This window comes from bacterium, from assembly GCA_035691305.1.
In the GTDB taxonomy this organism is placed as follows: domain Bacteria; phylum Sysuimicrobiota; class Sysuimicrobiia; order Sysuimicrobiales; family Segetimicrobiaceae; genus DASSJF01.
Genome location: DASSJF010000005.1, coordinates 15,936 through 41,684, shown reverse-complemented (window position 1 = coordinate 41,684; position 25,749 = coordinate 15,936). Strand labels below are relative to the sequence as shown.

Here is a 25,749-nt window from a genome sequence, read left to right as displayed (position 1 = left end):
CGCCGCCACCCGCCATGCCTGACGAGCGGGTCCGCTACGTCGGCCGCGTCTGGGAGCCGCGGCTCGTCGCCAACGGCGTGGATCCGAGCGACTACCGTCGCGTCGTCGGCGGGCTCGAGACCTGGGACCAGTGGTACGGAGCGTGGATGGATCTGGCCGGCGGCCACGAGCGGCTGGCCCGCGACGCCGAGATCGGCGGATTCGGTCTCACCGCGGGGGAGGCGTACTACCGGGCCGCGATCGCCTACCATTTCGCCGTTTTCAGCTGGACGGAGAACCTGGATGAGTACACTCACGGCCACGAGCGCTGCGTGGACTGCTACCGGCGCGCGCTGCCCTGGCTCGATCCGCCGGCCGAGCGCGTCGAGTTTCCCCTCGAGACGGTCCGGATTCCGGGCTATCTGCGTCGCCCGCGCGTGGACCCCGCCGGCGCGGCCCCCGGAGGGGACTCCAGGCCGCCCGTCGTCTTGTTTCTCTCCGGGCTCGACTCGATCAAAGAAGAGCACGCCACCTTCGAGCGGTTTTTCCTGCGGCGGGGCCTCGCGACGCTCACCCTCGACGGGCCGGGCCAGGGCGAGACGTGGTACCGCATGAAGATGCGCGCCGATTGGGAGGTCACGGCGACGGCGGCGATCGACTACCTGCTCGGGCGCGGCGACGTCGACGGCACGCGGGTCGGCGTCTGCGGCGTCAGCCTCGGCGGCTACCTTGCGCCTCGGTGCGCCGCGTTCGAGCCGCGCCTCCGCGCCGTGGCGTCGTGCGGCGGCCTGCACAGCCTGGAGGAAGGCCGCCTGCACCGCGGGCCGCATCTCGCGCGGTGGCTGCACGTCTGGGGGGCGCGTGATCACGCGGAACTGGAGGCCCGCAGCCGGGGCGCCACGCTCGCCGACTGCGCGGCGCGCATCACGGCGCCGCTCCTCGTCGTACACGGCGCGCAAGACACCTTGATCCCGCCCGAAGACGCGTACCGCACGTACGAGCGCGCGGCGGGGCCCAAGCGGTGGGTGCTGTACCCCGACGGCAACCACGTCTGCAACAACATCACCTACAAATACCGGCCGCTCGTCGCGGATTTCATGGCGGAACAGCTGCGGTGACGCCCAAGATTCGGATCGAGAGGGCGTGCCGGATGTTCGCGGGCGGCACCGTCAGCGCGTTCGAGGACCTCTCGTTCGACGTCTACGACAACGAGATTCTCTGCATCGTCGGACCGAGCGGCTGCGGAAAGACGACCCTCTTGCGGTGCATCGACGGCCTGGTGCCGCTGTCGGCGGGCCGCATCCTCTTCGACGGGACGCCGGTCACGGCGCCGCCGTCGCGCATGGCGATGGTCTTTCAGCACTTCGGCCTCTTCCCCTGGAAGACGGTCGAGGCCAACGTGGCCTACGGGCTCCGCTTGGCCCGCGTCTCCCGAACGGAAGCCGACGGCCGCGTACGGCGTGCGCTCACGCTGGTCGGGCTCCAGACGTTCGCGCCGTACTACCCGTATCAACTCTCCGGCGGCATGCAGCAGCGCGTCGGGCTCGCGCGGGCGCTCGCGATCGAACCAGAGGTGCTGCTGATGGACGAGCCGTTCGCGGCCCTCGACGCACAGACCCGCGAGATCCTGCAGGAAGAGATGCTGCGCATCCTCGACCAGGAGCGCAAGACGATCGTGTTCGTGACGCACAGCATTGACGAGGCCCTGCTGCTCGGCGACCGCGTCATCGTACTGACATCCCGTCCGGCGCGGGTGCGCGATGTGCTGCCGGTCCCGTTTCCACGGCCCCGTGCCCTGGCCGCGGTCCGCGCCGACCCCGCGTTCGGCGCCCTGCGGTCACGGGTGTGGGACCTGCTGCGGCAGGAGATCCAGTGAACGGCCAGGCGGCGGTGCTGTCGTCGCAGCAACGGGCGGTACAGGCCGCGGCGTCGCGCCTCCGGCGGCGCCGGCGGCTGCAGGACGCGATCGTCCGCGTGGCGTCGGTCTGTGCCGTGCTCGCGATCTGGGAGGTAGGCGCCCGCGAGATGAGCCCGCTGCTCTTCGCGCCGCCGTCGCGGATTATCGCGGCCGGCGCGCAGATGGTCGTCTCCGGCGAGCTGTGGCCGTACCTCAGCCTGAGCTTCCGCGTCGCGGGGGCCGGCATGCTCCTCGGCACCGTCGTCGGCATCGCGGCCGGGGTGTTGATCGCGCGCGTGCGCCTGCTCGACCTCTCGCTCGAGCCGTTCGTGATCGCGCTGTACTCGACGCCGATGGTCGCGCTGATTCCACTCGTCGTGATCTGGGCCGGCTTCGGCGACGCCGGCAAGACCGTCGTGATCTTCTTGTTCGCGGTCTTTCCGGTGCTGCTGAATACCTACCAGGGCGTCCGGGGGGTGGACGCGCGCCTCCTGGAGGTCGCGCGCTCGTTTCGCACCTCGGAGCGGGCGCTGTGGGGTGACGTGATCCTGCCGTCGGCGCTGCCGTTCATCGTGGCGGGCGTGCGGCTCGCCCTCGGCCGCGCGCTCATCGGGATGGTGATTGCCGACCTGTACACCTCCGTCTCGGGCGTCGGCTACCTCATCGTCCGCTATGCCCAGAACCTCCAGATCGACCGCCTGCTGGTGCCGGTGGTGATCCTTTCGATCACCGGGGTGACGTTGGTTCAGGCGCTGCGCTGGGTCGAGGTGCGGATCGCGCCCTGGCAGTTCGCCGGGCGGGACGACTGACCGCGGCAGGACGTCCCGGCCGCCCGGAGCAGAGAGGAGGTCGACTGCGGTGTCATCCCGCGACTTCGAATCGGCGCGCGGCGCCCTCGACAGCGGCGCGAACTTCGGCCGCCTCACGGGCACGCCGTACTACGCCGACGCGGTGTACGAGCGGTTCTCCGACGCGGAGCACGCGCGCCGCCTCGCCGCGACCCGCGACAAGATGGCTCGCCTCGCTCTCGACGGGCTCATCGCCTGCGGCGGGCCCAACCACTGGAGCTACGGCGCCGGGGTCTTCTGGCTCAGCAATCACCGCGAATGGCACGCGCTCTCGGTCTATCTCTACGTGCCGCGCGAGGGCGAGCCGGCGCTCGTGTACGGGATGGGCGGCACGCACATCGAAGCGACGCGCCGCGCGGTCGCCGTGCGCGACGTGCGTCCGGCGCCGGGCGGCCAGTTCGGCGAGGCGCTGGCGGCCGTGGCGAAGGAGCGGGGACACGCCGGTGGCCGGATCGGCATCGCGGTGATCGATCCGCGATACGGCGATTACCTGCCGTACAACCAATACCGGCGTCTGGCCGCGGAGCTGCCGGACGCCCGGCTCGAGCTGGTAGGCGACTTCTTTCACGAGTTGCTCGTCGTGAAGAGCACGGAAGAACAGACGCGCGTCCGCCGGGCCGGCGCGCTCTGCGTCGCGGCGCTGCGCGCCGTCCGCGCCGCGGCGCGGCCAGGCGTCGCCGAGTACGAACTGAAAGCGGCCGCCGCGTCGGCGATCCTCGCCGGCGGCGGCGAACTCGATTTCCTCATCATCGGCAGCACGCCGATGGACGCGCCGAGCATGGTCTTCGGCAATCCGCGGCCGTCGGGGCGGCGGCTCCGTCCGGGCGATCTTATCCTGAACGAGCTCGCCGCAGGCTACGAGGGCTACACCGCGCAGATCGGGATCCCGATCTGCGTCGGCCGGCCGACCGACCGCGTGCGGGCGATGTGGGACGAGGTGGTGCGCCCGGGGTTCGATCTGCTCGCAGAGGAGCTGCGGCCGGGCAACACCTTCGAGGCGATGCAGCGGAAGACGGCGGTCTTCCGCGAGCGCGGCTACCAGTCGCGGCCGATCGTGATGCACGGGATCGATCTCACGAGCCACCATCCGGACGTGCGCGTCGACGGCGTGCACGCCGAGCCGGCCGATCGGGTGATGCGGCCGGGCATGGAGCTGATGCTCGAGCCGAACCCCATCACGCCGGACGGACTGCTCGGGCTCTTCTACGGCCACACATTCCTCTTGACCGAGACCGGGCGCGAACACGTGACCGCCGGGCTCCCCGAGGATCTCCTCGTCGCCGGGAGCTGACGGTTCAGGCGGTCGGACCGTCGCCGCGCCGCGTACCCTTACGCCGGTTCGGTCTGATCATCCAGATGACCGCCGCCGCGGCGAGCAGCGCGGCCGCCGCCCCGATCGCGTAGACCGCCCGGGATGACCCGCCGCCCCCCGGGCCGGCCGCCACGAACACCCCCAAGCGGTCTGAGGCCGCGAAGATCTGCAACGCCGCCGGGACGCGCTTGCTGTCGAGCGCCGTCCACGCCCCGTCGCTCCACCGCAGCAGCACGGTGGCGTGCCGGGGATAGCGCAGCACAGGCGTGACGGGGCGCCGCAGCACGATCGCGCCGTCATTCTGATAGGCCGCGTCCACGCGGTAGGCGTTGCCGTCGAAGACGAGGCCGGGGGGCGGCGGCGCGACCTTCGCCGGGTCGACCGCCGTGATCCGCACGATTGCGGCGGTGACACCGGGCCTCGGCGCCACCGAATCGTGCGGGAAGATGATGCCGGCCTGCGCGTCGTCGGTCAGGATCGAGGCGGATCCGGAGCCGGTGGGGTTGAGGCCGATCTGTCCCGTTCCACCCGTCGGCGGCTGGTTGTCCCGCGCGAGGTCGGGCGGCGGGGCGATCCAGTGATACGGAGCCGGCGGAGCTTCGCCTTCGTAGAGCAGCCGCGCCGGGACGTGGTGCCACGCGAGCGGGGCGGCCACCAGGTACACGGCGGCCGCGGCGATTCCCCACGCCGCGGCCGTCAAGCGCGCGCGCCCGATGATTACCACGGGGCGCTCACCACGCGGCCTGGATCAGATTTGCGGCGGCATGAGTGGCGGCCGAGGCCGTCCAGGTGCCGGACGCCCAGCGCTGCCATCCGAAGACGAGGCCGGCCGCGAGATCCACCGGGAACGCGGCGACGCCGTACGCCGGCACGTGAACCGCGGCGAAGACCGCCGCGGATCCGCCGACGGCGAGCGCGGCGCCGTACACCGCGAGCGCGCCATAGAGCAGCCGGCGGAACAGCAATTCTTCGGCGACGCCGGCGGCCGCGGTCGCGGCGACGAGGAGCGGCGTCATCTTCGGCGCCAGGGGATGCTGCAGCGCGCGGGCCGCGGCGAAGGCCGCGATCCCGACTGCCGCCACGGCGAGCCACGACAGCCGCGCGCCGTCCCCGCGTGGCGCCCGCGGCACCGGTGTGGCGCCGCCGATTACGCCGGTCGCGAGGGTAATCGCAAGCGAGGCGACGGTGGCCGGCGGACGCAGCGCGAGCGCCGCGCTGCCGAGAAATCCCGCGACGAGAGGTAGGAGGACGTCCAACGAGTAAGGGAATACCACGCCGCGGCGCCGGACTCCGCTTGTCGCGTTCGCGAAATGGGAGGCGGGAGTGGCATACCTCGGATTCGTGGGCCTCGGCGCCATGGGCGGCCGCATCGCGAAGCGCCTGTTGGACGCGGGCCACACGGTCACGGGCTTCAACCGCACGGCCGCCAAGGCCCGGTGGCTCGAGCAGGCCGGTCTCACGCTCGCGCCGGCTCCGCGAGCCGTCGCCGCCACGGCGGAGATCACGTTTTCGATGGTCACGGATACCGGCGCGCTTCGCGCGGTCACCGAGGGACCCGACGGCATTCTCGCCGGCCTGGGTCCCGGCAAGGTCTACGTCGACATGAGCACCGTGAGCCCGCGCATCAGCCGCGAGCTCGCCGCGAGGGTGCGGGAGCGGGGCGCGGCGATGCTCGACGCGCCGGTCTCGGGCAGCCTCGTGACATTGGAGGAAGGCCGACTCTCGATCATGGTCGGCGGCGATCGGGAGGTCGTCGAGCGGGTGCGTCCGGTCCTGCTCGCGATCGGCCCGGTTGTGACGCACGTCGGCGAGAACGGCCAAGCGGCGCTGATGAAGGTCGCCACCAACCTCAATCTCGGCGCGCAGGTGCTGGCCTTCTGCGAAGCGGTGCTGCTCGCGGAGAAGGGCGGCATCGCCCGGAAGACCGCGGTCCACGTGCTGCTCAACAGCGCGATCGCCTCGCCGATGCTCAAGTACCGCGGGCCCTTCGTCCTCGAGATGCCGGCGGAGGCGTGGTTCGACTGTACGATGATGCAGAAGGACTTGGTGCTCGCGGCGGAGATGGGCCGTGTGCTCGGCGTGCCGCTGCCTACGACGGCGGTGGCCAACGAATGGCTGACCGCGGCGCGTGCCATGGGCCTCGCGGAGCAGGACTTCGCGGCGATGTTTGACGTCCTGGCGGAGATGGCCGGGGTGGAGGCGCGCCCGCCGGCGCGCGGCGCAGACCGGCGGGCGGCGGAGGGCGGCGGGGAGGGCGGCGATGGGGATTAAGACGTTCGGCCTGCAGACGGTCGACTGGGAGGAGCGCGTCAACTACGAACGACTGCGCACCGAGCGGCTCGCGCGGGTCAAGCGCCGCCTCGACGCGTCCGACTGCGGGGCGCTGCTCTGCTTCGATATGAACAACATCCGATACATCACAGCGACGCACATCGGCACGTGGGCGATCGACAAGCTCGTGCGCTTCGCACTGCTCCCCCGCGGGGACGAGCCGATCCTCTGGGACTTCGGCTCCGCGGCGCGGCACCACCGGCTGTACTGCCCGTGGCTCGGCGAGCGGTCGCGCGCCGGCATCTCGACGCTCCGCGGCGCGTATCCTGAGAGCGCGCGCGACGTCGCGAAGAAGATCCGCACCGAGTTGGAGGCGAGGGGCCTGCACCGGCAGCCGCTGGCCGTGGACATCATCGAACCCCAGGTGCTGTTTGCGCTGCAGGCGGAGGGGCTGCGCATCGTCGACGGGCAGACGCTGATGCAGGACGTCCGCAAGATCAAGACCGTCGACGAGATCACGTTGATCGCGACCGCGGTGATGATGGTCGACGCGGCATACGAGCAGCTGTACGGGGCGCTCCGGCCCGGAATGCGGGAGAACGAATGCGTGGGGCTCGTCGCGAAGGTGCTCTACGACCTCGGCTCCGAGCACGTCGAGGGCGTGAACGCGATCTCCGGCGAGCGGTGCAGCCCGCATCCGCACGTCTACACCGACCGCGTGCTGCGCCCGGGCGACCCGGCGTACTTCGACATCCTCCACGCCTACAACGGCTACCGGACCTGCTACTACCGGACGTTCTGCGTCGGCAGCGCTTCGCCCGCGATGGTCGACGCCTACCGCCGCTGCCGCGACTACCTCGACGCGGCGCTCGCCTTGATCCGCCCGGGCGTGACGACCGCCGACGTCGTTCGCGTGTGGCCGAAGGCGGAGGAGTTCGGGTTTGCCGACGAAGAGGCGGCGTTCGCGCTCCAATACGGCCACGGCGTCGGGCTCTCGATCTGGGAGAAGCCGATCTTCAGCCGGCTCGTCTCGTTGGACCACCCCGAGGTGATCGAAGAGGGGATGGTGTTCGCGCTCGAGACCTTCTGGCCGGCCGCCGACGGCTGGTCGGCGGCCCGGATCGAGGAGCAGTTGGTCGTGACCAAGGACGGCTGCGAGGTCATCACCCGCTTCCCGGCGGAGAAGCTCCTCGTCGCCGGCACGCGCTACTGGACCGCGACGGGGCCGCTCGAGTCGACGCGCGAGGCGCAGTCTAACATGAACCGCGGCGCCGCGGCGCCGTCTCCGGCCGAGCGGGTCGTCGCCGGCGCGCGCTCCGAGGGCGGAGGCGCGCCCGGCCGCCGATGACCGCGCGGCGGACTGACGCGCCCGTCGTCGACGCGCACGTCCACATCATCGTCCCGCAGATCACGCGCGACCGCGGCCCGGAGCCGTGGCGGCCCACAGTTGCGCGAGACGGCGACCGGCAGCGCATCGAGATCGGCGGCGTGGAGGTCCGTTCGGTCCGCCATGAGTTCGTGAACCCGGAGGGTCTGCTCGCCGAAACCGCCGCGGCCGGCAGCGATCGGGTGGTGCTCTGTCCGTTCGTGGGGCTTCTGCGCTACGACGCAGACCCGCACGACGCGTTGGAGTCGGGCGGCATCCAGAACGCCGCGCTCGCCTCGCTCGTGCGCGCGCATTCGGGGCGCGTCGCGGCGCTCGGGACGGTGCCGCTGCAGGACCCCGAGCTGGCCGCCCGCGAGCTGGAAGCCGTCGCGAACCTCGGCCTCGCCGGCGTCGAGATCGCCGCGAGCGTCCGCGGCGCTTACCTCGGCGACGATCGCTTCCGGCCGTTCTGGGAGGCCGCGGCCGCGCTCGGATCGGTCGTGTTCATCCATCCGACGACGCGGGGCTTCGACAATCCGGCGTTCAGCCGCCATCACCTCGGCAACGCGGTCGGCAACCCGCTCGAGACCACGATCACGGCGGCCGACCTCGTCATGGGCGGACTGCTGGAGTCGTTCCCCAGCCTCCGCATCGTGCTCGCGCACGGCGGCGGCGCGGTGCTCGCGCTGCGGGGCCGTCTCCGCCACGCATACGAGGAAGTTCCGGCCGCGCGGGCGCGCCTCGAGATGCCGCCGGACGAATCGCTGCGACGGTTCTACTACGACACGATCGTGCACGACGTCACCCTCTTGCGGCAGCTCGTCGAGTACGCCGGCGCCGATCACGTCGTGATGGGTTCCGACTATCCGTTTGACATGGGGGTGGAGCGCCCGGCCGACCAGGTGCGGGCGGCGCACATCAGCCCCGACGACGAACGGCGGGTGCTGGGCGGAACCGCGGACCAGCTGCTGTCAGGCGGCGCCTGCCGGGCGCGGCGGTTTTCGCCTCAGCCAGAGTAGCCCGACGAAAACCGCAACCGCCCCCGCGACGGCCACGTACGCGAGCCACGGCGTCCTCTGCGCGTAGGGAGTTCCGGCGGGCGCCACAGGTGCGAACGTTCCCAACGCCGTGACGTCCCCGACCAGCAGGTGCAGGTGGCCCGCGTACTGCACGGACCGGGTGAGCTGCCAGACCGGCGCCGCGCCGGGCAACGCCCGAACGATCCCGCTGCCGCCGGTGGCGTATCGCAGCACGATCGTTACCGGACGCTTGAACTGCGGGACGGCGCCGCTCTGTCCCAAGACGGCCCCGAACCGGCAGGCGTTCCCGTCGAACCGCATGCCCGGCGGCGGCGGGCCGATCGAGGCGGGATCGAGCGGGGTGATCGTCACGGTGACGGTCCGGCCGAAGGGCCCCGCGGCGAGTGCCCCGTCGTTAAGGATGACCGTGCACTGGGCGTCGCCGGTGGCGACGGCGCCCGGAGACTTTCCGGAGGCGTCCAGGTCGCGGGTGGCCCGGCTCGGCTGGGGCGGGCGATTGTCCTGCGCCAGTTCGCGTGGCGGGTGCACCCACTGGTACGGCGGGAGCGGCACGACGCCATCGTAAAGACCTCGTGCCAGCCAGGTCGGGCCCGTCCGGCCCAGCGCGGCGGCGACCAGCAGCCCGGCGCCGAGGATTCCGGCGGCGGCGGCTCCCGCGGCCGCGCGCACGGCGGCACCGCGGCGTTTCTCTGTTACTGGGTCACTTGACGGTGAACGTCGCACTCGTCACGACGCGCGGATTGAACGGAAAGTGGTCCGTCGCTACGAACTCGGCCTGCAGCAGATGATCGCCCGCCGTCACCGGGACGACCTGATCGAGGCCGTAGGTCATCGACACGACGCGGCCGTCGAGGATCAGGTGTATATGTCCTCGGTCGGGCTTCAGATTGGTCGAGGTTTCCGGTGTGATGGTCGCGCCCGTCAGCCGCAGTTGTACTTCAAGCTTTCTGCTCGACACCGTCGTGCCCGGCGCCGGTTTCAGAATGGACAGCGTGGCGGTGGAGCGCGGGCGCCGCGAGGACGGGCCGGACGGGGCGTTCTGCGCGCGCGGCCCGCAGGCCGCCAGTACGAACATTGCGACCAGGACGAGTATCGCCCGCGTCATAGCGTGACGTCGAGTTGCGCGTCGAGCACCGTTCCGTCTTGGGCGGTGCCGTAGAACTCGAACCGCCACCCGCCCGCGCCGAGCTGCGCATCTCCAATGAAGTGTCCGGCGCTGAACCGCCGCACCGGCACGCTCTGCCGCGCGCCGCCCGCGCGTGCGGCCAGAATGGTAATGGACTGCGGTACGGGCAGTTCCCCGCCGTTCGGCGCGATGAACGTCGCGTGCACTTCGTTGAATCCCGGCCGGCCGGGATCGAGGTACGAGTTGAGCACGATGCCTCCCCCGAGGTCGATGGTGTACAGCGTCGGCTGGCCCGGCGCACGAATTTCGCGAATAGTCTGGGGCCGTGCCTTCGGCGTGACAGCGAGCGGCACTTCCACCGCGGTCGCGGCGCGCTGCAGGAGTGCGGCGACGGTCCACGGGCCGCCGAGCGACAGGTTCGCGCCGTCGCCAGTGTACACCCCGGCGCCCGCGGTGCGCAGGTCGAGGGTGGAAACGCCGAGATCGGGGCGCGCGACACTTCGGAAGCTCAGGCTGACGCGGTCCGCCGCGACGGGCCGCCCGGTGTCGTAGTCCGCCGCGCGCAGGGTGAAATGGTTGGCGCCCGGAAAACCGGGCGCGATCTCGAGCCGGACGCGCACGGACGTGGCGAAGTCGTTTCCGGTGATCGTGAGCGGTCGGGCGGCGGCCGCGGCCTCGGCGGCCTGGCGTGCCGGCGCGAGGCCCGTGAGCAGTCCGGTCAGCAACAGCACGACCGCGCCGACCGCGAGTTCCATCGCGGCCACTTTTCGGAGCAGACCGGCCGTGTCCGGCAGGCGCGGGATCGCGCGGTACCGGTTCACCCAGCCGAGGCCGGCCAGACTGAGCAGAAGCGCCGCCTTGACGACGATGAGGCGTCCGTAGTCCGTCGAGAGGAGGGCGTCCCACGCGCCGACGTTGTCGATTGCCCGCAGCGCGCCGGTGACGGCCACCGAGAGAATGGCGATCCCCGCGACCGTCGAGAATCGCCGCGCCGCCGCCGCGACCTGACCGGCCGGCACACGGGTCCCTATTGCCAGCAGGGCCGCGAGTCCCCCCAGCCAAACGGTGATGCCGACGAAGTGCAGCCACTGTACGGCGATGTTCACGGGCCGGAGCGGACCGAGGGTGGCTCCCGCGTGTCCCGCGGTGACGTGAACCAGCATGGCGGCCGCGGCGCACACGCCCGCGGCCGCCAGCCCCCACCGTCGTGCGGAGGGGCGCGGCGCCGCCGCGGCCAGGGCGAGCCCCGCGAGGAGGATGGGCCCGGCGCGAAGCGCGAGAGACGTGCCGAGCGACGTGGCGAGCAGCCGGCCGATGCCCGTGCCGGCGGCCTGCGCCTGCGCGAGACCGATCCCGGCGACCGCGAGAAGCGCCGTCGCGCATGAAAGCCAAACATATCGCAGGGAGCCCGTGGCCGCGGCCGGCGCAGCGATCGTCCAGACCCACGCCGCACCCATGATGCCGGAAAGACCGAGGTAGAAGGCCCAGCGCGACACAATCGAGGCGGCGGAGGGCGGGGATCCGGCCGACGCGGGCAGCACCGCGGCGGCCGCGGAAACGCCGACCCCGAACGCAAAGGTACCGCCTGTGGTGTGCCCGTCGACCCTGGAGACCGTCCGCCACGACACCGTGTAGACGCCGTTGCCCGACGCGTGGACCGGGACACGGAGGACCAGAGGGTTGCCCGAGACCGGCGTCGCCGGTGCGCCGCTGACCGTCCGGCCGTTCGCGTCGACGACCTGGATCGTCGAAAGCGCCGGTTCAGGCTCCTCGGTGAACGTAAGCGTCGTAAAGCCGGGGGCCCGCCGCAGCACTGCCCCGGACACGGGGTCCGACTGGCGCAGCAGCGCGTGGGCCCACGCGGGGTGCGACAGAAACGTCACCGCGAGCAGGCTGAGGAGCGCGCCGATCAGGCGGTGCAGTGCGGATGGCGCGGGCCGCAACGTTTCGATGCCCGACGACTTCGCCGTTATCCGGGCCGCTTCCGCCGCATCGCGCCCAGGCCGACGGCGATGCCCACAAGGCCGGCGATCAGCCCGATTGTCCCGACGGTGACGGCACGGCCCGCAGCCGATGCGGCCTCGCCGACGCGGGGACCGAGCCGCTGGACCAAGCCGTTGAGGTCCGCCGTGGACGGATCTTTGGCGGGGAACTCGATCGCGGTCGCCTCCCGGACATCGTCGAACGTCTTGTCTGACGATGTAAACGTCTCGTCGATCTTCTGGTTGTCCACCGTACCGGTGAAGTGGAACGAATAGGTGCCCGGCCGGGTGGGCACGATCTGCGCCCGGTAGTCGCCCGGCCGCCCGAAGGTCCGCCCGAAGGCGCGCTCGATGTCGAGCGGCCCGCTGAGCTGGGATCCGAAGCGAACCTCCACCTTGAGGGTGTCGGTAACGTCCTCGATCGGTTTGCCGGCTTTATCGGCGAGGATAACCTGCACCGTGTTCTTCATACCGGTGTACGCGGGCTCGTCGCCCCATCCTACCGTCATGGCGACGGTTCCCGCTGTGCGATGCTCGTGGGCCAAAGCGGGCATCGTTACCCAGCTCAACAACCCAAGGACGGCCGCCGTCGTGATTGCCCAACCCGGTGCGTGCTGCCGCATGGTCCCCCTTGGTCTCCGGTCGCCCGGTTCATTATAGGCGATTCCGGGGCGCGCGTTCCGTTCAGACGGTCTGGAGAGCGGGGATCGCGCGCCGGCGAAGAATCGTTACAAACAACCCTCACGATAATATGCCGCGGCGCCATGCCGCAATGTCGCCAAGGAGGAAATTGATGCGCCGATACCTGTTCCTGCCGATGATGCTCTGGGCCGTGACGGCGACGGCCCTGCTCGTGACCTCGCTCGCGTGGCCGGACGCGCTCCGAAGCGCCGCGACCGCGGTCGCGGACTACGCGCGGCCGAAAGCGGCGGAGGCGCAGTCCGCCGCGCCGCCCGCCAAGCTGGAGTGGCTCGGGTGGCAGTTCTTCCGGGTCACGACCCCGCGCGGCCGGGTGCTCCTCTTCAACCCCGCGCTCAACGACCCGCGGGCGGCGTTCCGAAATCAGGAGTCCCCGGTCAGCCTCGAAGACATCGACAAGGCCGACCTTATCCTCGCCGCGGACGGCCACGCCGACGACCAGGGCATGACTGTGGAAATCGCGCGCAAGACCGGCGCGAGCGTCGTGACGACGTTCGAGCTCGCGCAGTGGATGGTGGGCCGCGGCGTCGACACGGCGAAGATCTTGCGGAGCGGACCAGGCTCGCGCTGGGACATCGACGGCATCAAGATCCAGGTCGTCAACTCGATCCACGGGTCCGGCGCACCGGCGCTGCCCGGCGTTCCAGCCGCCGTGTATGGCGGTCCCGCGCTCGGCTTCATCGTCACGCTGGAGAACGGCGTGCGCATTTACCACGCCGGCAGCACCGCCCTCACGATGGACCTGCAGCTGTACGGCCGGCTCTACCGGCCGCAAGTCGCGCTGCTGCCGATCGCCTCCGGGATGCTGCCGGACGAGGCGGCGATCGCCGCCGAACTCCTGCGCGCCGACAACCCGGACCTCGTCGCGGTCTTCCCGCAGCACCACGCGTCGTTCATGCCCGCGGACCGCCGCGGGCGCGCTTTCGTCGACGCGGTCAACGCGCGGCCGGCTCTGCGGGGACGGGTGCGGGCGTTCGACCCCAGGCCCGGTGATACGTATCTTCTGACGCCGTCCGGCGTGCGGGTGCGTTGAGCATGCGGGTCGCGGTCCTCGGCACCGGCGGCACCGGCGGCTACTTCGGCGGGCTCCTCGCGCGCGCGGGACACGAGGTCATCTTCGTCGCACGAGGCCCGCACCTCGACGCGATTCGCGCGAACGGCCTGACGGTCAACTCGCGCCTCGCCGGCAACTTCACCGTCCGGGCCGCCGCCACCGACGACATCCGGTCGATCGGCCCGGTGGACCTCGTCCTGGTGTGCGTCAAGACCTATAGCATGGACGCGGTGCTGCCGGCGCTGCGGTCGCTCGTCGGGCCTCAGACGGTGATCATGTCGATGCAGAACGGCATCGACAACGAGGACCGGATCGCCGCGGCCGCCGGTCCGGAGCACGTCCTCGGCCTGGCCGCGCAGGTCTCCGCCTTCATTCAAGAGCCCGGCGTCGTGGTACAGGCGGGCGGCCCGGGCAGGCTGATCTTCGGGGAAATGGCGGGCGGCGAAAGCGCGCGCAGCGCGTCGCTGGCGAAGGCGTTCCAGGCCGCCGGCATCGCGATCGAGGCGCGGTCCGACGTCAAAGTGGCGTTGTGGGAGAAGTTCATCTTCATCTGCTCTGCGAGCGGGGTCACCGCGCTGACGCGCCTGCCGGCGGGGCCGATCTTCGCGGATCGCGAGACCACGGGACTGCTGCGCGCGACGCTCGACGAGGGCGTCGCCGTCGCGAAGGCGGAAGGAATCCACGTGGCCGCGCGCTTCACCGAGCAGACGCTCGGGTTCATGGCGAAGCTCGAGCCGTGGATGCGCGGCTCGATGGCGTTGGACCTGCTCGAAGGACGCCGCCTCGAGCTCGAGACGCTCAACGGCACCATGGTGCGCCTCGGCCGCGCGCGCGAGGTGCCGGTGCCGGTCACCTGGACGATCTACGCCGCGCTGCGCCCGTTTGAGAACGGGCCGCCGGCGATCCCGGCGCCGTCGCATGATGACGGCTAAATCCGCGCCCGCGCGGCGGAGTTGCGCGGGCCTTGCGCGCGAAAAAACTGCTGTGGCATACTCAAACGTGCATCGGCAGGCTGAAGAAGTCGGTTGATAGCACGGCACGGGACCGAGGTGGGAACGGGATGCCGGTTGGGACGGTGAAGTGGTTCAGCGCGGAGAAGGGATACGGGTTCATCACGCCGGAGACGGGCGGAAAAGACCTGTTCGTTCACTACAGCGCGATTCAGATCGACGGCTACAAGAGCCTGAACGAGGGTGACAAGGTCGAGTACGAGGAGACACAGGGCCGCAAAGGACCGCAGGCGTCCAACGTGCGCGTTGCCCGCTGAGGCGGCGACGCTGCCCTCCAACTGACCGCGATGACGGGGACGGCCGGCGCCGGCCGTCCCCGCGTTTCTGAAGCTCCGTCCGGGGGGACACCGATGAGCACGGAAGGGTCCGGACACACAACGTTCGCGAGCCGCTTCGGGCTGCGCCCGGTGGTGTACGGGCAGCGCGGCGTCGTCGCGACGGCCAATCCGCTCGCGACGATGGCCGGCGTGCGCATGCTGGCGCAGGGCGGCAACGCCGTCGACGCGGTGGTCGCCGCGGCCGCGGCGATCGGCGTCGTGGAGCCCTACATGTCCGGCCTCGCCGGTTGCGGCGCACTGATGCTTACGCGTCCCGAGCAGACGCCGAAGGCGCTGATCTTCCTCGGCCGCGCCCCCGCCGCCGCGACGGCCGAGCGGTTCGCGGCGGGACTCCCCGATACGGGCTACGAGGCACCGGCGGTCCCCGGCAACCTCGCCGGATGGGCGCGCGTGCTCGCCGAGCACGGCACGATGCCGCTCGCCCGCGTCCTCGAGCCGGCGATCGAGTATGCGGAGCGCGGCGTGCCGTTCACGCTGTTTGACGAGATGATGTTCAGGGAGAGTGGCGGGCGCCTCACGCAGGAGGGCGTGGCCACCTACTTCCATGGGGGCGCGGTCCCGCCGCCGGGCGCGCTGCTGGTTCAGCCAAATCTCGCCGCCACGTTGCGGCGGATCGCCGCCGACGGGCCGGGCTATCTGTACCAGGGGCCGCTGGGACAGGCGATCACCCGTCTGATGCGCGATCACGGCGGCCTCATCACCGACCGCGACCTGCGCGACTACCCCGAGGAACTGCACTGGACGGATCCAATCTCGATCGACTACCGCGGCGTGACGGTGTACGCGCCGCCACCCCCGACGAGCGCCGTCCAAGTACTCGGGACCCTCGGCATCCTGAACGGTATCGATCTGGGACAAGCGGAGCATTTGAGTCCCGCCCACGTGGGCGCGGTCGCGGAGGCGGCCCGTCTCGCCCGCCTCGATACCGACCGCTATGTCGGCGACCCCGACGCGGTCGACGTGCCGGTGGCGCGGGTGCTGTCCGCGGACCATCTGGCGGCGCTTCGGAGCGAGCTTCACCCGTGGACGGATGCGGCGCGGGGCGGTGGAGCGCGTGCGGCCGGCGCCGCGGCGGATGCGGGCGGGATTCGGTCGACGACGCACCTCGCCGCCGCGGACGCGAGCGGCCTTGCGGTCAACATCACGCACAGCCTCGGCCACGGCTTCGGCTGCGGGGTCGTCGTGCCCGGGACCGGCGTCTGCCTCAACAATGCGATGCACTGGTTCACCAACCGGCCGGGCCACCCGAATCAGGTCGCGCCGGGGAAGCGGCACGAGTGGCCGATCGCGCCGGTGCATCTGTTCCGCAACGGCCGGTTCTGGTCGACCGTCGGCACGCCGGGATCCTACGGTATTCTCGTGACGACGGTACAGGTACTCGTGAACCTGATCGATTTCGGCCTCAACCTGCAGGACGCGATCGCGGCGCCTCGGTTTCGATGGATCGACGACGTCGGAGATCCGCTGCCGGCACAGGGCCTCCGCGTCGAGTCGCGGATGCCGCGGGCGACCCGCGAGGCGTTCGCGCGGCGGGGCTACGCGGTGGACACGCTGGGTCCGTGGTCGATGAAGGTCGGCGGCGTCCAGGGCGTGCAGCGCGACCCGGCTACCGGCTGGCTCGCCGGCGCCGCGGACCCGCGCCGCAACGGCTACGCGGTCGCGTGGTGACGGCGTGATGGCGATCGACTGGGCGATGGACGCGTATCACCGTGAGCGGCAGCGCACTGCCGGCAAGTTACAGGACGCGCGCGAACGCTCGACGGACGCCGGCCGGAACCGCGGCGCGGTGCCGGAACCGATCGTCATCGTCGGCGCGGGCGCGATCGGGGGGACGATCGGCGCGCATCTCGCGCGGCAGGGCCGCGCGGTCCTGCTCGTGGACGCCGCGCGCGACCACGTGGAGGCGGTGGGCCGGGACGGTCTCCACATCGAAGGGCGGGACACGTTTACGGTGCGCGTGCCGGCGGTCACGCCGGACGGACTGCGCGCCGCGCTCGGGGAGCGTCCGGCCCGCACCGTGATGCTCGCGGTCAAGGCGCAGCACACCGCAGCCGGACTCGACGTGGTCGCGCCGATTCTGGCGGAGGACGGGTACGTCGTGTCGATGCAGAATGGCCTCAACGAACGGGCGATCGCGGCGCGGCTCGGCGCCGCGCGGACCGTGGGCGCTTTCATCAACTTCGGCGCGGACTACCACGCCCCGGGGCGGATCATGTACGGCGGCCCCGGCGCGCTGTACCTCGGCGAGCTGAACGGCGAGAGCACGCCCCGGGTCGAGGCCCTCGGGGACATGATGCGCGACGCCTTTCTGCCCAACACCACGATTACCCGCAACATCTGGGGGTACTTGTGGGGCAAGATGGGCTACGCGTCGATGCTGTTCGCGACTGCGGTCGTCGACGAGACGATGGCCGCCGTACTCGGCGACGCGGCCAACGAGGCGCTGCTCGCCAACCTGGCGGCCGAAGTCACCGCCGTGGCGGAGGCGGAAGACGTGCGCTGCGAGGCGTTCGACGGTTATGAGCCCGACGCGGTGCGGTTCCGCCGGCCGCGCGACTGGGCGGGTGTTCGGCGCAGTCTTGACGCGCTCGTGGAGCACAATCGGGGCTCGCTGAAGCAGAAGAGCGGCATCTGGCGTGACCTCGCGGTGCGCCGCCGCCGCACCGAGGTCGATTCACAGATCGGCGAGATCGTGAAGATCGGGCAGGCCCGCGGTATGGACCTTCCGCTCAACGTCCGGCTGATCGAAATGATCCACGACCTCGAATCCGGCAACCGGACGATGCACCCGGACAACCTCGCGGAGCTGCGCCGGCTCAATGACACGGTCTACCCGGGGGCCCGCCGATGAGCCCCAGCCCGTACCGGATGTTCGTCGACCGGCATTTCGACGAGATCCTCGGCGATCTGAAAGCGTTTGTGGAAGTGGAATCGCCGACGACCGTGAAGACGGCGGTCGACAACGCCTCGCGCCACCTCGCCGCCCGGTTCGCCGATACGGCCGCGGCCGAGATCGTCTGGCATCCGCAGCGGGAGTGGGGCGATCACTTCGAAGCGCGGATCGGCCGCGGTCCCCGCCGCATTCTGCTGCTCGGGCACGTCGATACCGTGTGGCCGCTCGGGACGATCGAGCGGCTGCCCTGCCGCATCGACGGCGACCGGATCACCGGTCCGGGGTCCTTCGACATGAAGGCCGGGGACATCCAGGCGCTGTGGGCGCTCCGCGCCGTGCGCGAACAGAGCGCCGCGAAAGACAAGACGTTCGTGTTCTTCGCCAACACGGAAGAAGAAGCGGGAAGCCCGACGTCGCGGCCGATCATCGAGTCGCTCGCGCGGGAGTCGGAATGTGTGCTGGTGCTCGAGCCGTCGGTCGGCTCCGAAGGCGCCGTCAAGCTGTGGCGCAAGGGCGTGGGGATGTTCCGGCTTGAGGTCACCGGGCAGGCGAGCCACGCCGGCGCCGATCCGGAGAAAGGCCGCAGCGCGGTGCTCGAACTCGCCCGCCAAATCGTAGACCTCTACTCGGCGGTCCCGCTGGCTTCGGCCGGCACGACGATGAACGTCGGTGTCGTCCGGGGCGGCACGCGGTCCAACGTCGTCGCCGCCTCGGCCGACGCGCAGATCGATCTGCGGGTGCGAACCGCGGCGGAGGCGCAGCGCGCCCAGGACGCGATCCTCAAACGGCCGCCGTTCGTGCCGGGGACCACCGTGCGGGTCACCGGCGGCCTCAACCGGCCGCCGATGGAAGAGACGCCGGCGTCCCGCCGGCTCTACGAGCGGGCCCGCGCGATCGCGGCGGACGAGGGTTTCGAACTGCCGGCCGGCGGCACGGGCGGCGGGAGCGACGGCAATTTCACCGCCGCGCTCGGCGTGCCGACGCTCGACGGCCTCGGCGCCGTCGGCGGCGGTGGGCACGCCGACACGGAGCACGTCCGGCGGGAGACCGTGGCACCGCGTACGGCCTGGTTTGCCCGGGTGCTGGCGGAGTTGTAGCGCCGCCCCGCGGGACGAGCCGCCCGCACGTTCACGGTCGCCGGCCGCAGGCCGGCGGTATGCGCCGGCGGCGCCGGGCTAGGGCATCCCCGCGACGACCTCGATCTCCACCTTCAGTTCCGGCCGCGCGAGCGCGCTGACGCCGACCGTCGATCGCGCCGGCAGATCGCCGGGGAATGCCTTGCGGTAGATCTCGTTCATCGCCGCGAAGTCCTTGATGTCGGTGAGAAACACGGTCGCTTTGAGCACGTGCCCCATGTTCGTGCCCGCAGCTTCCAGCACCGCCTGGATATTGTCCAGGCAGTTCCGGGTCTGCTCGCGGACGCCGGGCGGCACCTGTCCGGCCGGATCGGCTCCGACCTGCCCCGACGTGAAAACGAGGTTTCCAAACGTGATGCCGGGGGAGTACGGCGAGGCGGGGCGGGGGCGGCTTGACGGAAACACGGACTGGCGGGCCATCGGTCACCTCCGGGCATGCCGGCCGGGCGGGTCGCGTACCGGCCGGGAATGCCGTGAACTTCGTTGGCGCACAAGGCGTTCCCCCCGGCGGAGACCGGCCGCGAAACGCGCGGACCGTCTATCCCCCCCGCATGAACGACGGATACAGCGTCATCCCGCCGTCGACAAAGACGGTCGTACCCGTCACGTAGCGGGCGGCGTCCGACACCAGCACGACCGCCATCCGCGCGACGTCGTCCACCGTGCCGACGCGTCCCATCGGGATCTTGGTGAGCAGGTCCGCGAGTTGCGCCGGGTCGGTCCAGACGTCGCGGTTGATCGGTGTCTCGATCGCGCCCGGCGCGAGGGCGAGGACGCGCACGCCGGACGGCGCGGCTTCTTGCGCCAGCGTCTTCGTTAACATGCTGAGCCCCGCTTTGCTCGCGGTGTAGGCGCCGTAGCCCGTCCACGGAATGCGCTCGTGCACGGAGGTAAGGTTCAGGATGACACCGCGTCGGTTCGGCACCATGCGGCGCAGCGCTTCGCGGGCGCACAGGTACGCCCCGGTGAGGTTGATATCGAGCACGCGCCGCCACGCGTCGATGGTCTGCTCCCAGCCGGCGGCGCGGGCCCCGTCGACGCCGGCGTTGTTGACCAGGATGTCGATGCCGCCCCAGGCCGCGTCGATGTCCGCGAACAGCTGCGCGACCTGCGCCGGATCCGACACGTCCGCCGGGACCGCGATCGCCGCGCCGCCGCCGGCGCTGATCGCGTTGACGGCGTCCTGCGCGCTCTCAGGGTGCGCGACGTAGTTGACGCACACACGGGCGCCTTCCGCGCCGAGCCCGAGCGCGATCGCGCGCCCGATGCCCGAGTTGCCGCCCGTGACGACCGCGCGCCGTCCGCGCAGGTCAAGCTCCACGGGCCGGCTCCGCGACGCTCGGTACCTGCCACGTCCTGCCGTCGCGCCGGGGGAGCGCCTCGGCGGCGTCCGGCCCCCACGTGCCCGCGGCGTACATCGGCAGGCCGTCCGCCGGTGCCGACCGCCACGCGTCGAGGAGCGGCTGGACGATCGACCACGACGCCTCGATCTGGTCGGCGCGCATGAACAGCGTCGGGTCGTCCCACATCACATCGAGCAGCAGCGTCTCGTACGCCTCCGGCGGCTCGCCGCCGAACTCCCGGCAGTAATCGAAATCCATGTTCGCCTCGTCGAGGTGCATCACGGGGCCCGGCCGCTTCGCCTGAAACCGCAGAGCGATGCCCTCGTTGGGCTGGATCCGCACGACCAGTTGATTCGGTCGCCAGTGGGCGGCGGCGTCCGGCGGAAACGGCAGGTGCGGTCCCGGTTGGAACTGGATCAGCGCCTCGGTCGCCTTGACCGCGAGCCGCTTGCCGGTGCGGAGATAAAAGGGGACGCCGTTCCACCGCCAGTTGTCCACGAAGAGGCGCAGCGCCGCGAACGTCTCGGTGATCGAGTCGGGCACGATGCCGGGTTCCGCCCGATACCCCGCCACCGGCCCGCCGGCGACGGTGCCCGGCCCGTACTGGCCGCGGACGGCCGTCGTCTCGATTTCGCCGGTGAGCGGCCGCACCGCGCGCAACACGTCCGTCTTCTTGTTCCGGATCTCGTCCGCGTCGAACGACACCGGCGGTTCCATCGCGATGAGGCACAGGATCTGCATGAGGTGGTTCTGTACCATGTCGCGGAGCGCGCCCGCCCGATCGTAGTAGGCGCCGCGGTGCTCGACGCCGCCCGTCTCGGCGACGGTGATCTCGACGTGGTCGACGTACCGCCGGTTCCACACCGGCTCGTAGAGCGCGTTGCCGAACCGGAGCGCGAGGATGTTCTGCACCGTCTCCTTGCCGAGATAGTGATCGATTCGAAAGATCTGCCGCTCGGCAAATACGCGGCCGATGGCCGCGGCAAGCGCACGGGCCGACGCGAGGTCCCGACCGAACGGTTTCTCCACCACGAGCCGCGCCCGATCGCCGGCGAGGCCGGCCGCGCCGAGCGCCTTCACGATCGACTCCACCGCCGACGGGGGCGTGGCGAGATAGAAGACGCGCACCGCGGGCGCGTTCGACTGCCGCTCCGCCTCGGCGAGGGCCGCGGCGAGCGCGCGTGCGGTTCCGTGCGTGGAGAGGTCCCCGCGAAGGCACCGGAGCGACGCGGCCAGGGCGTCCCAGCGCGCCGGGTCGGTCTTCCCGCGCCGGGAGAAGCGGTCGACGGCCTCGAGGGCATGGCGCCGGAACGCGGCGTCGCCTGCCAAGTGGCGGTCGACGCCGATCACCGCGAAGCGGTCGGGCAGCCATCCGTCGACCGACAGGTTATAGACCGCCGGCAGCAGTTTGCGCGCGGCGAGGTCGCCGCCCGCGCCGACGACGACGAGAGTCGTGGGACCCGGTCGCGTTCGCGCGCTCCTGCCGTGCTCGTTCGAGGCGTCCCCGGGCCGCGCGCGATCCGGGCTCACGTGACCTTGGAACCGCCGGCGGCGAGCGCGGCCGCCGTCACGTCCTCCAGGCGGGCGAGCGCCGCGTCCACCGGCCCGCGCAGATGAATCCGTATGACGCGCCGCCCGTGCCCGCGCAGCGCCTCGAGGTCCCCCAGCGCCTGCGCGCGTTTGAACACTCCAAACGTGTACGGCTGCGCCGGCACCGGGGCGTCGTGCGCGTCGTCGGCCGTGAGGAGTAGGAAGAGGCCCGTCGGCGGGCCGCCCTTATGGTATTGGCCGGTGGAATGGAGGTAGCGCGGTCCGTACCCGAGCGTCGTTGCGAGGCGCGTGGCGTCGCGCAGCCGGTGGCGGATCGCCTGGAGCCCGCGCTCGGTCTCCGGGGACTCGGTGAGGTAGGCCAGGATCGCGATGTAGTCGCCCGGCCGGCGCCCGCGAAGGAACTCCGCGAGAGCACCGGCGAGGCTGCCGCCGGCGCCGGCCGCGTACAGCGCGAGCGGACCGTCGGTATGCGTTGGGGCCGGCTCGGGGAGGCGCCCGTCGCGCCGCACCGTATCCAGCAGCCGGTTCGTGATGTCCTTGGCTTCCTGCACGTTCGGTTGGTCGAAGGCATTGATGCCGAGGATCGCGCCCGCGGTCGCCGTCGCGACCTCCCACCGGAAGAATTCCTGCCCGAGGTCGAGCGTGTCGTCCATTTCGACGGTCACGATCGGGTGCATCGCGCTGCGAAGCGCGCGGATCCGATCCTCGACCGGGCCGCCGGTCTCGCCCCGGCGGCGGACCTCGACGAACAGCCGGTCCGATCCGTACGCGTCGGGGCCGCCGACCGCCTCGTCGGCGACGGGGAGGAGGCCGGTCCCGTTCTTGCCGGTGCTCTCGGCGAGCAGCTGCTCGAGCCAGGTGCCGAGGGTCGCGACGGATCTCGAGACGATGAACGTCACCTTATCGCGGCCGCGCCGCGCGAGCTCTCCCATGACCGCTCCGAGGTGGACGCCCGGATTCTGGGCCGGCGGGACTTCGGGACCGCACGCGCCGGCCATCCGCCCGGCGCGGTCGAGCAGGTCCTTCACGTCGATCCCGGCCAGGGCCGCCGGCACCAGCCCGAAGTACGTCAACGCCGAATAGCGTCCGCCGACGTCGGTTGCGTTGGTGAAGACGCGACGGTATCCGCGCCGGTCCGCCAGCGCGGCGAGCGGGGTGCCGGCATCCGTGATCACGGCGAAGTCCTGCGCCGCGACATCGCCCGCCGCCGCCTGCCGCTTCGCGTAGAAGTACTCGCCGAAGGCGAGCGGCTCGGCGGTCGTGCCGGACTTGCTGGCCACGATGAACAGCGTCGACCCGCGCGCGGCCCACCGGTCCGCGGCCAGGATCGTCGCGGGGTCCGTGGTGTCGAGCACCGAGAGCCGCAGCTCCTGCCCTTCCGGAAACGTCCGCTCGAAGACGAGCGGCGCGAGGCTGCTGCCGCCCATCCCCATGTGCAGCACCTGCCCGTATCCCGCCCCGCGCAGATCCGCTCGGAAGCGTTCCAAGCCGGCGACCGCCCGCGTCATGGCTTCGGGCGCGCGCAGCCACCCGAGGCCGGCGCGCACCGCGGCCTGCCCGGCGGGATCGGCCGTCCAGAGCGCGGGATCTCCCGTCCACAGCCGCGGCACAAAACGGTCACGGGCCAGCGCCTCGAGCCGTTCCGCGACGGCGGCGAGGTACTCAGGCGACGCTGAAACGACGAGCGGGACGGTCATGAGTCGTCCTCAGATGGTGACGTGCGGTGGTTGGGACTCTCGGTGGTGTTCGTTCCCGTTTCCGTGTGTCCTATCACGCCGCCCCTTACGGGGAGTAGCCGTCGGTATGCGACGGCGTCGCCAGGATCGGGTCCGGCCCGGACCGTAACCCTACTCAGCCATCGCTCTCAGTCCGGGAGGCACACGCATGTCTGTCCAACAACGGGCCCCGCGTCCGGAGGACATTGCCCACCTCGTGACCGTGTCCGACGCGCAGCTGTCGCCGGACGGTGAGACGGTCGCGTTTGTTCGCACCGAAATCGACCTCCGCGCGGACGAGTACCGGTCGACGATCTGGCTCGCCGCATCGGGCGGGGGCGAGCCGGTGCAGTTGACGCGGGGCGGCCGGCGCGACAGCGCGCCGCGATGGTCGCCGGACGGCCGGACGCTCGCCTTCTTATCGGATCGCGACGGCACGAATCAGCTGCACCTCCTGCCGCTCGGCGGCGGTGAGCCCCGCCGCGTCACGTCGCTTCCGCACGGCGCCGGGGCCGCGGTGTGGGCGCCGGACGGAAGCCGCATCGCGTTCCGCGCAGAGGTGGATACGCCCGCCGTCCGCGCGGGCAATGCGGACGGCGCCGCAGTCGCGCCCCGCCCGCGGGTGGTCACGCGTGCGCAGTACAAGGCCGACGGCACCGGCTACACGTTTTGGCGCCGCCATCAGTTGTTTGTGCTCGCGCTCGCCGACGGCCGGGTCGCGCAACTGACCGACGAGGACGTCGAGCATGGAAGCCCCGCGTGGTCGCCCGACGGCGGGCGGCTCGCGTTCATCCGTGCCCGGGCGGGCGCGGGTGACTACAGCCTCTTCGATCTGTGGACGGTGGACGCGGGCGGCGGCCCTCCGCGGCAGCTGACGCGTGAGATCGGCCGGGCGGTTGCGCCGGCATGGTCGCCCGACGGCGCGTGGATCGCGTGCTTGGGCCACGACGAGCAAGAGGCGGGGTTCGGCGATCCGATGGTGCGGCTGTGGCTCGTGCCCGCGGCGGGCGGCGCGGCGCGCTGTCTCACCGGGGGGTATGATCGCGCCGCGGTCCTTGCCCGGCCGCTGGAACTCTCCCCGCCTCCGATCTGGTCGCGGGACGGGCGTGCCGTGACGTTTCTGGCGGCCGGCGGGGGCCGCGCTCACGTCGTGCGTGTTGCGGCGGCGGACGGCGCGGTCACGACCGTCGTGGGCGGCGACCGGCAGGTCCAGACCGTGACCGAAGCCGCGGGCCGCCTGGCGTTCACCGCCTCCGCCCCGGCGATCCCGGCCGACCTCTTTGTCTGCGAGGCCGGCGGCTCGGCCGAACGACGGCTCACCCGGGTCAACGACGCGTGGCTCGGCGAGATCGCGCTGCCGAGAGTGGAGCACCGCCGCTTCTCCAGCCCGAACGGCGGTGAGCTCGACGGCTGGGTGACGCACCCGGTCGACGGCCGACGGCCGGCGCCGCTGCTCGTAGAAATCCACGGCGGGCCGGCCAGCTATGCGGGACCGTCGTTTCCGTCGGGGCTGTGGCACACGTACATCCTCGCGTCGCGGGGATGGGCTGTACTCCAGCTGAACCCCGTAGGGTCCGGCTCGTACACGAAATCGTTCGCCCACGGCATCCGAGGCGTATGGGGAGAACGCGATCTTCCCGAGCAGCTCGCCGCGGTCGATGCGCTGGTCGCCGACGGCACCGCCGACGCCGCGCGGCTCGCGGTCTCGGGCTACTCGTACGGCGGGTTCATGACCTCATGGACGATCACGCACACCGACCGGTTCAAGGCCGCCGTGGTCGGCGCGCCCGTCGTCAACCTGGAAAGCTTCCACGGGACTTCGGACATCGGGCTGTGGTTCGGCGCATGGGAGATGCGGGGCGACTTGGTCACGAACCGGGAGACGTACCGCCGTCTCTCGCCGATCAACTACGTGGAGCGGGTAACCACGCCCACGCTGATCGTGCACGGAGAAGCCGACGACCGCTGTCCGATCGGGCAGGGAGAGGAGTTGTTCGTCGGGCTCGTCGCGGCCGGGCGGGCGCCGGCGGAGTTCGTGCGGTATCCCGGGCAGAGCCACAGCTTCCGGCAGCAGGGGCGTCCGAGCCACCGCATCGACGTCGTGCGACGCGTGGTCGACTGGCTCGGGCGGTACGTGCCGGTTGGGGAGTAGGCCTTTCGGCGTTGGCGTCCTTGGTCTCGGCGCTCGG

24 protein-coding genes are annotated in these 25,749 nt (G+C 71.4%); 14 read left to right on the top strand and 10 right to left on the bottom strand.

From position 1 onward, the window contains the following. Nucleotides 1–14 precede the first annotated feature (14 nt). The 4 genes from VFL28_00725 to VFL28_00710 are packed head-to-tail and all read left to right on the top strand — an operon-like array spanning nt 15 to nt 4,015. Nucleotides 15–1,097 carry an alpha/beta hydrolase gene (locus VFL28_00725; protein HET7263163.1) on the top strand — a complete coding sequence of 361 codons (1,083 nt, stop codon included), beginning with the start codon at nt 15–17 and terminating at the stop codon, nt 1,095–1,097. Further along, nucleotides 1,094–1,855, top strand: coding sequence for an ABC transporter ATP-binding protein (locus VFL28_00720; GenBank protein ID HET7263162.1), 762 nt, complete (start codon nt 1,094–1,096; stop codon nt 1,853–1,855). The genes VFL28_00725 and VFL28_00720 overlap by 4 nt, the downstream gene beginning before the upstream one ends. Then, entirely contained in the window at nt 1,852–2,685 is an 834-nt protein-coding gene (locus tag VFL28_00715) for an ABC transporter permease (GenBank protein HET7263161.1), read from the top strand. Before VFL28_00720 ends, VFL28_00715 begins: the two co-directional genes overlap by 4 nt. 49 nt (nt 2,686–2,734) lie before the next feature. Further along, nucleotides 2,735–4,015, top strand: a complete 1,281-nt coding sequence (locus VFL28_00710; GenBank protein ID HET7263160.1) for a M24 family metallopeptidase — start codon at nt 2,735–2,737, stop codon at nt 4,013–4,015. A 4-nt stretch (nt 4,016–4,019) separates the two neighbouring features. On the opposite strand, the gene VFL28_00705 is transcribed toward VFL28_00710, so the two are convergent. Together VFL28_00705 and VFL28_00700 are read right to left on the bottom strand one after the other, a co-directional pair. Then, on the bottom strand, nt 4,020–4,760 hold the full coding sequence (locus VFL28_00705) for a hypothetical protein (GenBank protein HET7263159.1): 741 nt from the start codon (nt 4,758–4,760) through the stop codon (nt 4,020–4,022). A gap of 7 nt (nt 4,761–4,767) precedes the next feature. Further along, nucleotides 4,768–5,310 carry a CPBP family intramembrane glutamic endopeptidase gene (locus VFL28_00700; protein HET7263158.1) on the bottom strand — a complete coding sequence of 181 codons (543 nt, stop codon included), beginning with the start codon at nt 5,308–5,310 and terminating at the stop codon, nt 4,768–4,770. 49 nt (nt 5,311–5,359) lie between these two features. Here VFL28_00700 and VFL28_00695 point away from each other — a divergent pair, with 49 nt between their 5' ends. Genes VFL28_00695 through VFL28_00685 form a run of 3 tightly spaced genes read left to right on the top strand, consistent with a single transcriptional unit; the run spans nt 5,360 to nt 8,692 of the window. Next, a complete protein-coding gene (locus tag VFL28_00695) occupies nt 5,360–6,307 on the top strand; it encodes an NAD(P)-dependent oxidoreductase (GenBank protein HET7263157.1) in 948 nt (315 codons plus the stop codon). Beyond that, nucleotides 6,297–7,655, top strand: a complete 1,359-nt coding sequence (locus VFL28_00690) for a Xaa-Pro peptidase family protein (protein ID HET7263156.1) — start codon at nt 6,297–6,299, stop codon at nt 7,653–7,655. The genes VFL28_00695 and VFL28_00690 overlap by 11 nt, the downstream gene beginning before the upstream one ends. Next, a complete protein-coding gene (locus tag VFL28_00685) occupies nt 7,652–8,692 on the top strand; it encodes an amidohydrolase family protein (protein ID HET7263155.1) in 1,041 nt (346 codons plus the stop codon). The genes VFL28_00690 and VFL28_00685 overlap by 4 nt, the downstream gene beginning before the upstream one ends. On the opposite strand, the gene VFL28_00680 is transcribed toward VFL28_00685, so the two are convergent. From VFL28_00680 to VFL28_00665, 4 genes are read right to left on the bottom strand one after another with little or no spacing between them, the layout of a single operon-like run. Then, complete coding sequence (locus VFL28_00680) at nt 8,645–9,382, bottom strand: hypothetical protein (protein HET7263154.1); 738 nt, start codon at nt 9,380–9,382, stop codon at nt 8,645–8,647. The two genes, VFL28_00685 and VFL28_00680, sit on opposite strands and share 48 nt — an antisense overlap. Before the next feature lie 31 nt (nt 9,383–9,413). Next, nucleotides 9,414–9,818, bottom strand: a complete 405-nt coding sequence (locus tag VFL28_00675; GenBank protein ID HET7263153.1) for a hypothetical protein — start codon at nt 9,816–9,818, stop codon at nt 9,414–9,416. Then, nucleotides 9,815–11,782 (bottom strand): CopD family protein, encoded by a 1,968-nt coding sequence (locus VFL28_00670; protein HET7263152.1) that lies wholly within the window; start codon nt 11,780–11,782, stop codon nt 9,815–9,817. The genes VFL28_00675 and VFL28_00670 overlap by 4 nt, the downstream gene beginning before the upstream one ends. A gap of 26 nt (nt 11,783–11,808) precedes the next feature. Continuing rightward, nucleotides 11,809–12,330, bottom strand: a complete 522-nt coding sequence (locus VFL28_00665; GenBank protein HET7263151.1) for a hypothetical protein — start codon at nt 12,328–12,330, stop codon at nt 11,809–11,811. Between the two features lie 284 nt (nt 12,331–12,614). Between VFL28_00665 and VFL28_00660 the strand changes: the two genes are divergently transcribed. The 6 genes from VFL28_00660 to VFL28_00635 all read left to right on the top strand — a co-directional run bounded on the left by VFL28_00660 (nt 12,615) and on the right by VFL28_00635 (nt 18,912). Next, nucleotides 12,615–13,553 (top strand): MBL fold metallo-hydrolase, encoded by a 939-nt coding sequence (locus tag VFL28_00660; protein ID HET7263150.1) that lies wholly within the window; start codon nt 12,615–12,617, stop codon nt 13,551–13,553. A gap of 2 nt (nt 13,554–13,555) precedes the next feature. Then, nucleotides 13,556–14,506 (top strand): 2-dehydropantoate 2-reductase, encoded by a 951-nt coding sequence (locus tag VFL28_00655; protein HET7263149.1) that lies wholly within the window; start codon nt 13,556–13,558, stop codon nt 14,504–14,506. A gap of 128 nt (nt 14,507–14,634) precedes the next feature. Continuing rightward, nucleotides 14,635–14,841, top strand: coding sequence for a cold-shock protein (locus tag VFL28_00650; protein HET7263148.1), 207 nt, complete (start codon nt 14,635–14,637; stop codon nt 14,839–14,841). 93 nt (nt 14,842–14,934) lie between these two features. Continuing rightward, nucleotides 14,935–16,590, top strand: coding sequence for a gamma-glutamyltransferase family protein (locus VFL28_00645; GenBank protein HET7263147.1), 1,656 nt, complete (start codon nt 14,935–14,937; stop codon nt 16,588–16,590). 7 nt (nt 16,591–16,597) lie between these two features. Further along, on the top strand, nt 16,598–17,773 hold the full coding sequence (locus VFL28_00640) for a 2-dehydropantoate 2-reductase (GenBank protein HET7263146.1): 1,176 nt from the start codon (nt 16,598–16,600) through the stop codon (nt 17,771–17,773). After that, nucleotides 17,770–18,912 (top strand): M20 family metallopeptidase, encoded by a 1,143-nt coding sequence (locus VFL28_00635; protein ID HET7263145.1) that lies wholly within the window; start codon nt 17,770–17,772, stop codon nt 18,910–18,912. The genes VFL28_00640 and VFL28_00635 overlap by 4 nt, the downstream gene beginning before the upstream one ends. Before the next feature lie 78 nt (nt 18,913–18,990). On the opposite strand, the gene VFL28_00630 is transcribed toward VFL28_00635, so the two are convergent. The 4 genes from VFL28_00630 to VFL28_00615 all read right to left on the bottom strand — a co-directional run bounded on the left by VFL28_00630 (nt 18,991) and on the right by VFL28_00615 (nt 23,542). Next, nucleotides 18,991–19,371, bottom strand: coding sequence for a RidA family protein (locus VFL28_00630; protein HET7263144.1), 381 nt, complete (start codon nt 19,369–19,371; stop codon nt 18,991–18,993). Nucleotides 19,372–19,489: 118 nt separating this feature from the next. After that, the gene (locus VFL28_00625) at nt 19,490–20,272 is read right to left on the bottom strand and encodes an SDR family oxidoreductase (GenBank protein ID HET7263143.1); all 783 of its coding nucleotides are present in this window, start codon (nt 20,270–20,272) and stop codon (nt 19,490–19,492) included. Further along, on the bottom strand, nt 20,262–21,824 hold the full coding sequence (gene zwf, locus VFL28_00620; protein ID HET7263142.1) for a glucose-6-phosphate dehydrogenase: 1,563 nt from the start codon (nt 21,822–21,824) through the stop codon (nt 20,262–20,264). Before zwf ends, VFL28_00625 begins: the two co-directional genes overlap by 11 nt. After that, nucleotides 21,821–23,542 (bottom strand): hypothetical protein, encoded by a 1,722-nt coding sequence (locus VFL28_00615; GenBank protein ID HET7263141.1) that lies wholly within the window; start codon nt 23,540–23,542, stop codon nt 21,821–21,823. Before VFL28_00615 ends, zwf begins: the two co-directional genes overlap by 4 nt. Before the next feature lie 187 nt (nt 23,543–23,729). Here VFL28_00615 and VFL28_00610 point away from each other — a divergent pair, with 187 nt between their 5' ends. After that, on the top strand, nt 23,730–25,712 hold the full coding sequence (locus VFL28_00610) for a S9 family peptidase (GenBank protein ID HET7263140.1): 1,983 nt from the start codon (nt 23,730–23,732) through the stop codon (nt 25,710–25,712). The last annotated feature ends 37 nt before the right edge of the window (nt 25,713–25,749 follow it).

Excerpts from the sequence above, each read along its gene's own strand:
- VFL28_00725 (HET7263163.1), top strand. The coding sequence starts at position 15 with ATGCCTGACGAGCGGGTCCGCTACGTCGGCCGCGTCTGGGAGCCGCGG.
- VFL28_00690 (HET7263156.1), top strand. The coding sequence starts at position 6,297 with ATGGGGATTAAGACGTTCGGCCTGCAGACGGTCGACTGGGAGGAGCGC.
- VFL28_00685 (HET7263155.1), top strand. The coding sequence starts at position 7,652 with ATGACCGCGCGGCGGACTGACGCGCCCGTCGTCGACGCGCACGTCCAC.
- VFL28_00675 (HET7263153.1), bottom strand. The coding sequence starts at position 9,818 with ATGACGCGGGCGATACTCGTCCTGGTCGCAATGTTCGTACTGGCGGCC.
- VFL28_00665 (HET7263151.1), bottom strand. The coding sequence starts at position 12,330 with ATGACGGTAGGATGGGGCGACGAGCCCGCGTACACCGGTATGAAGAAC.
- VFL28_00660 (HET7263150.1), top strand. The coding sequence starts at position 12,615 with ATGCGCCGATACCTGTTCCTGCCGATGATGCTCTGGGCCGTGACGGCG.
- VFL28_00655 (HET7263149.1), top strand. The coding sequence starts at position 13,556 with ATGCGGGTCGCGGTCCTCGGCACCGGCGGCACCGGCGGCTACTTCGGC.
- VFL28_00650 (HET7263148.1), top strand. The coding sequence starts at position 14,635 with ATGCCGGTTGGGACGGTGAAGTGGTTCAGCGCGGAGAAGGGATACGGG.
- VFL28_00645 (HET7263147.1), top strand. The coding sequence starts at position 14,935 with ATGAGCACGGAAGGGTCCGGACACACAACGTTCGCGAGCCGCTTCGGG.
- VFL28_00640 (HET7263146.1), top strand. The coding sequence starts at position 16,598 with ATGGCGATCGACTGGGCGATGGACGCGTATCACCGTGAGCGGCAGCGC.
- VFL28_00635 (HET7263145.1), top strand. The coding sequence starts at position 17,770 with ATGAGCCCCAGCCCGTACCGGATGTTCGTCGACCGGCATTTCGACGAG.
- VFL28_00630 (HET7263144.1), bottom strand. The coding sequence starts at position 19,371 with ATGGCCCGCCAGTCCGTGTTTCCGTCAAGCCGCCCCCGCCCCGCCTCG.
- VFL28_00615 (HET7263141.1), bottom strand. The coding sequence starts at position 23,542 with ATGACCGTCCCGCTCGTCGTTTCAGCGTCGCCTGAGTACCTCGCCGCC.
- VFL28_00610 (HET7263140.1), top strand. The coding sequence starts at position 23,730 with ATGTCTGTCCAACAACGGGCCCCGCGTCCGGAGGACATTGCCCACCTC.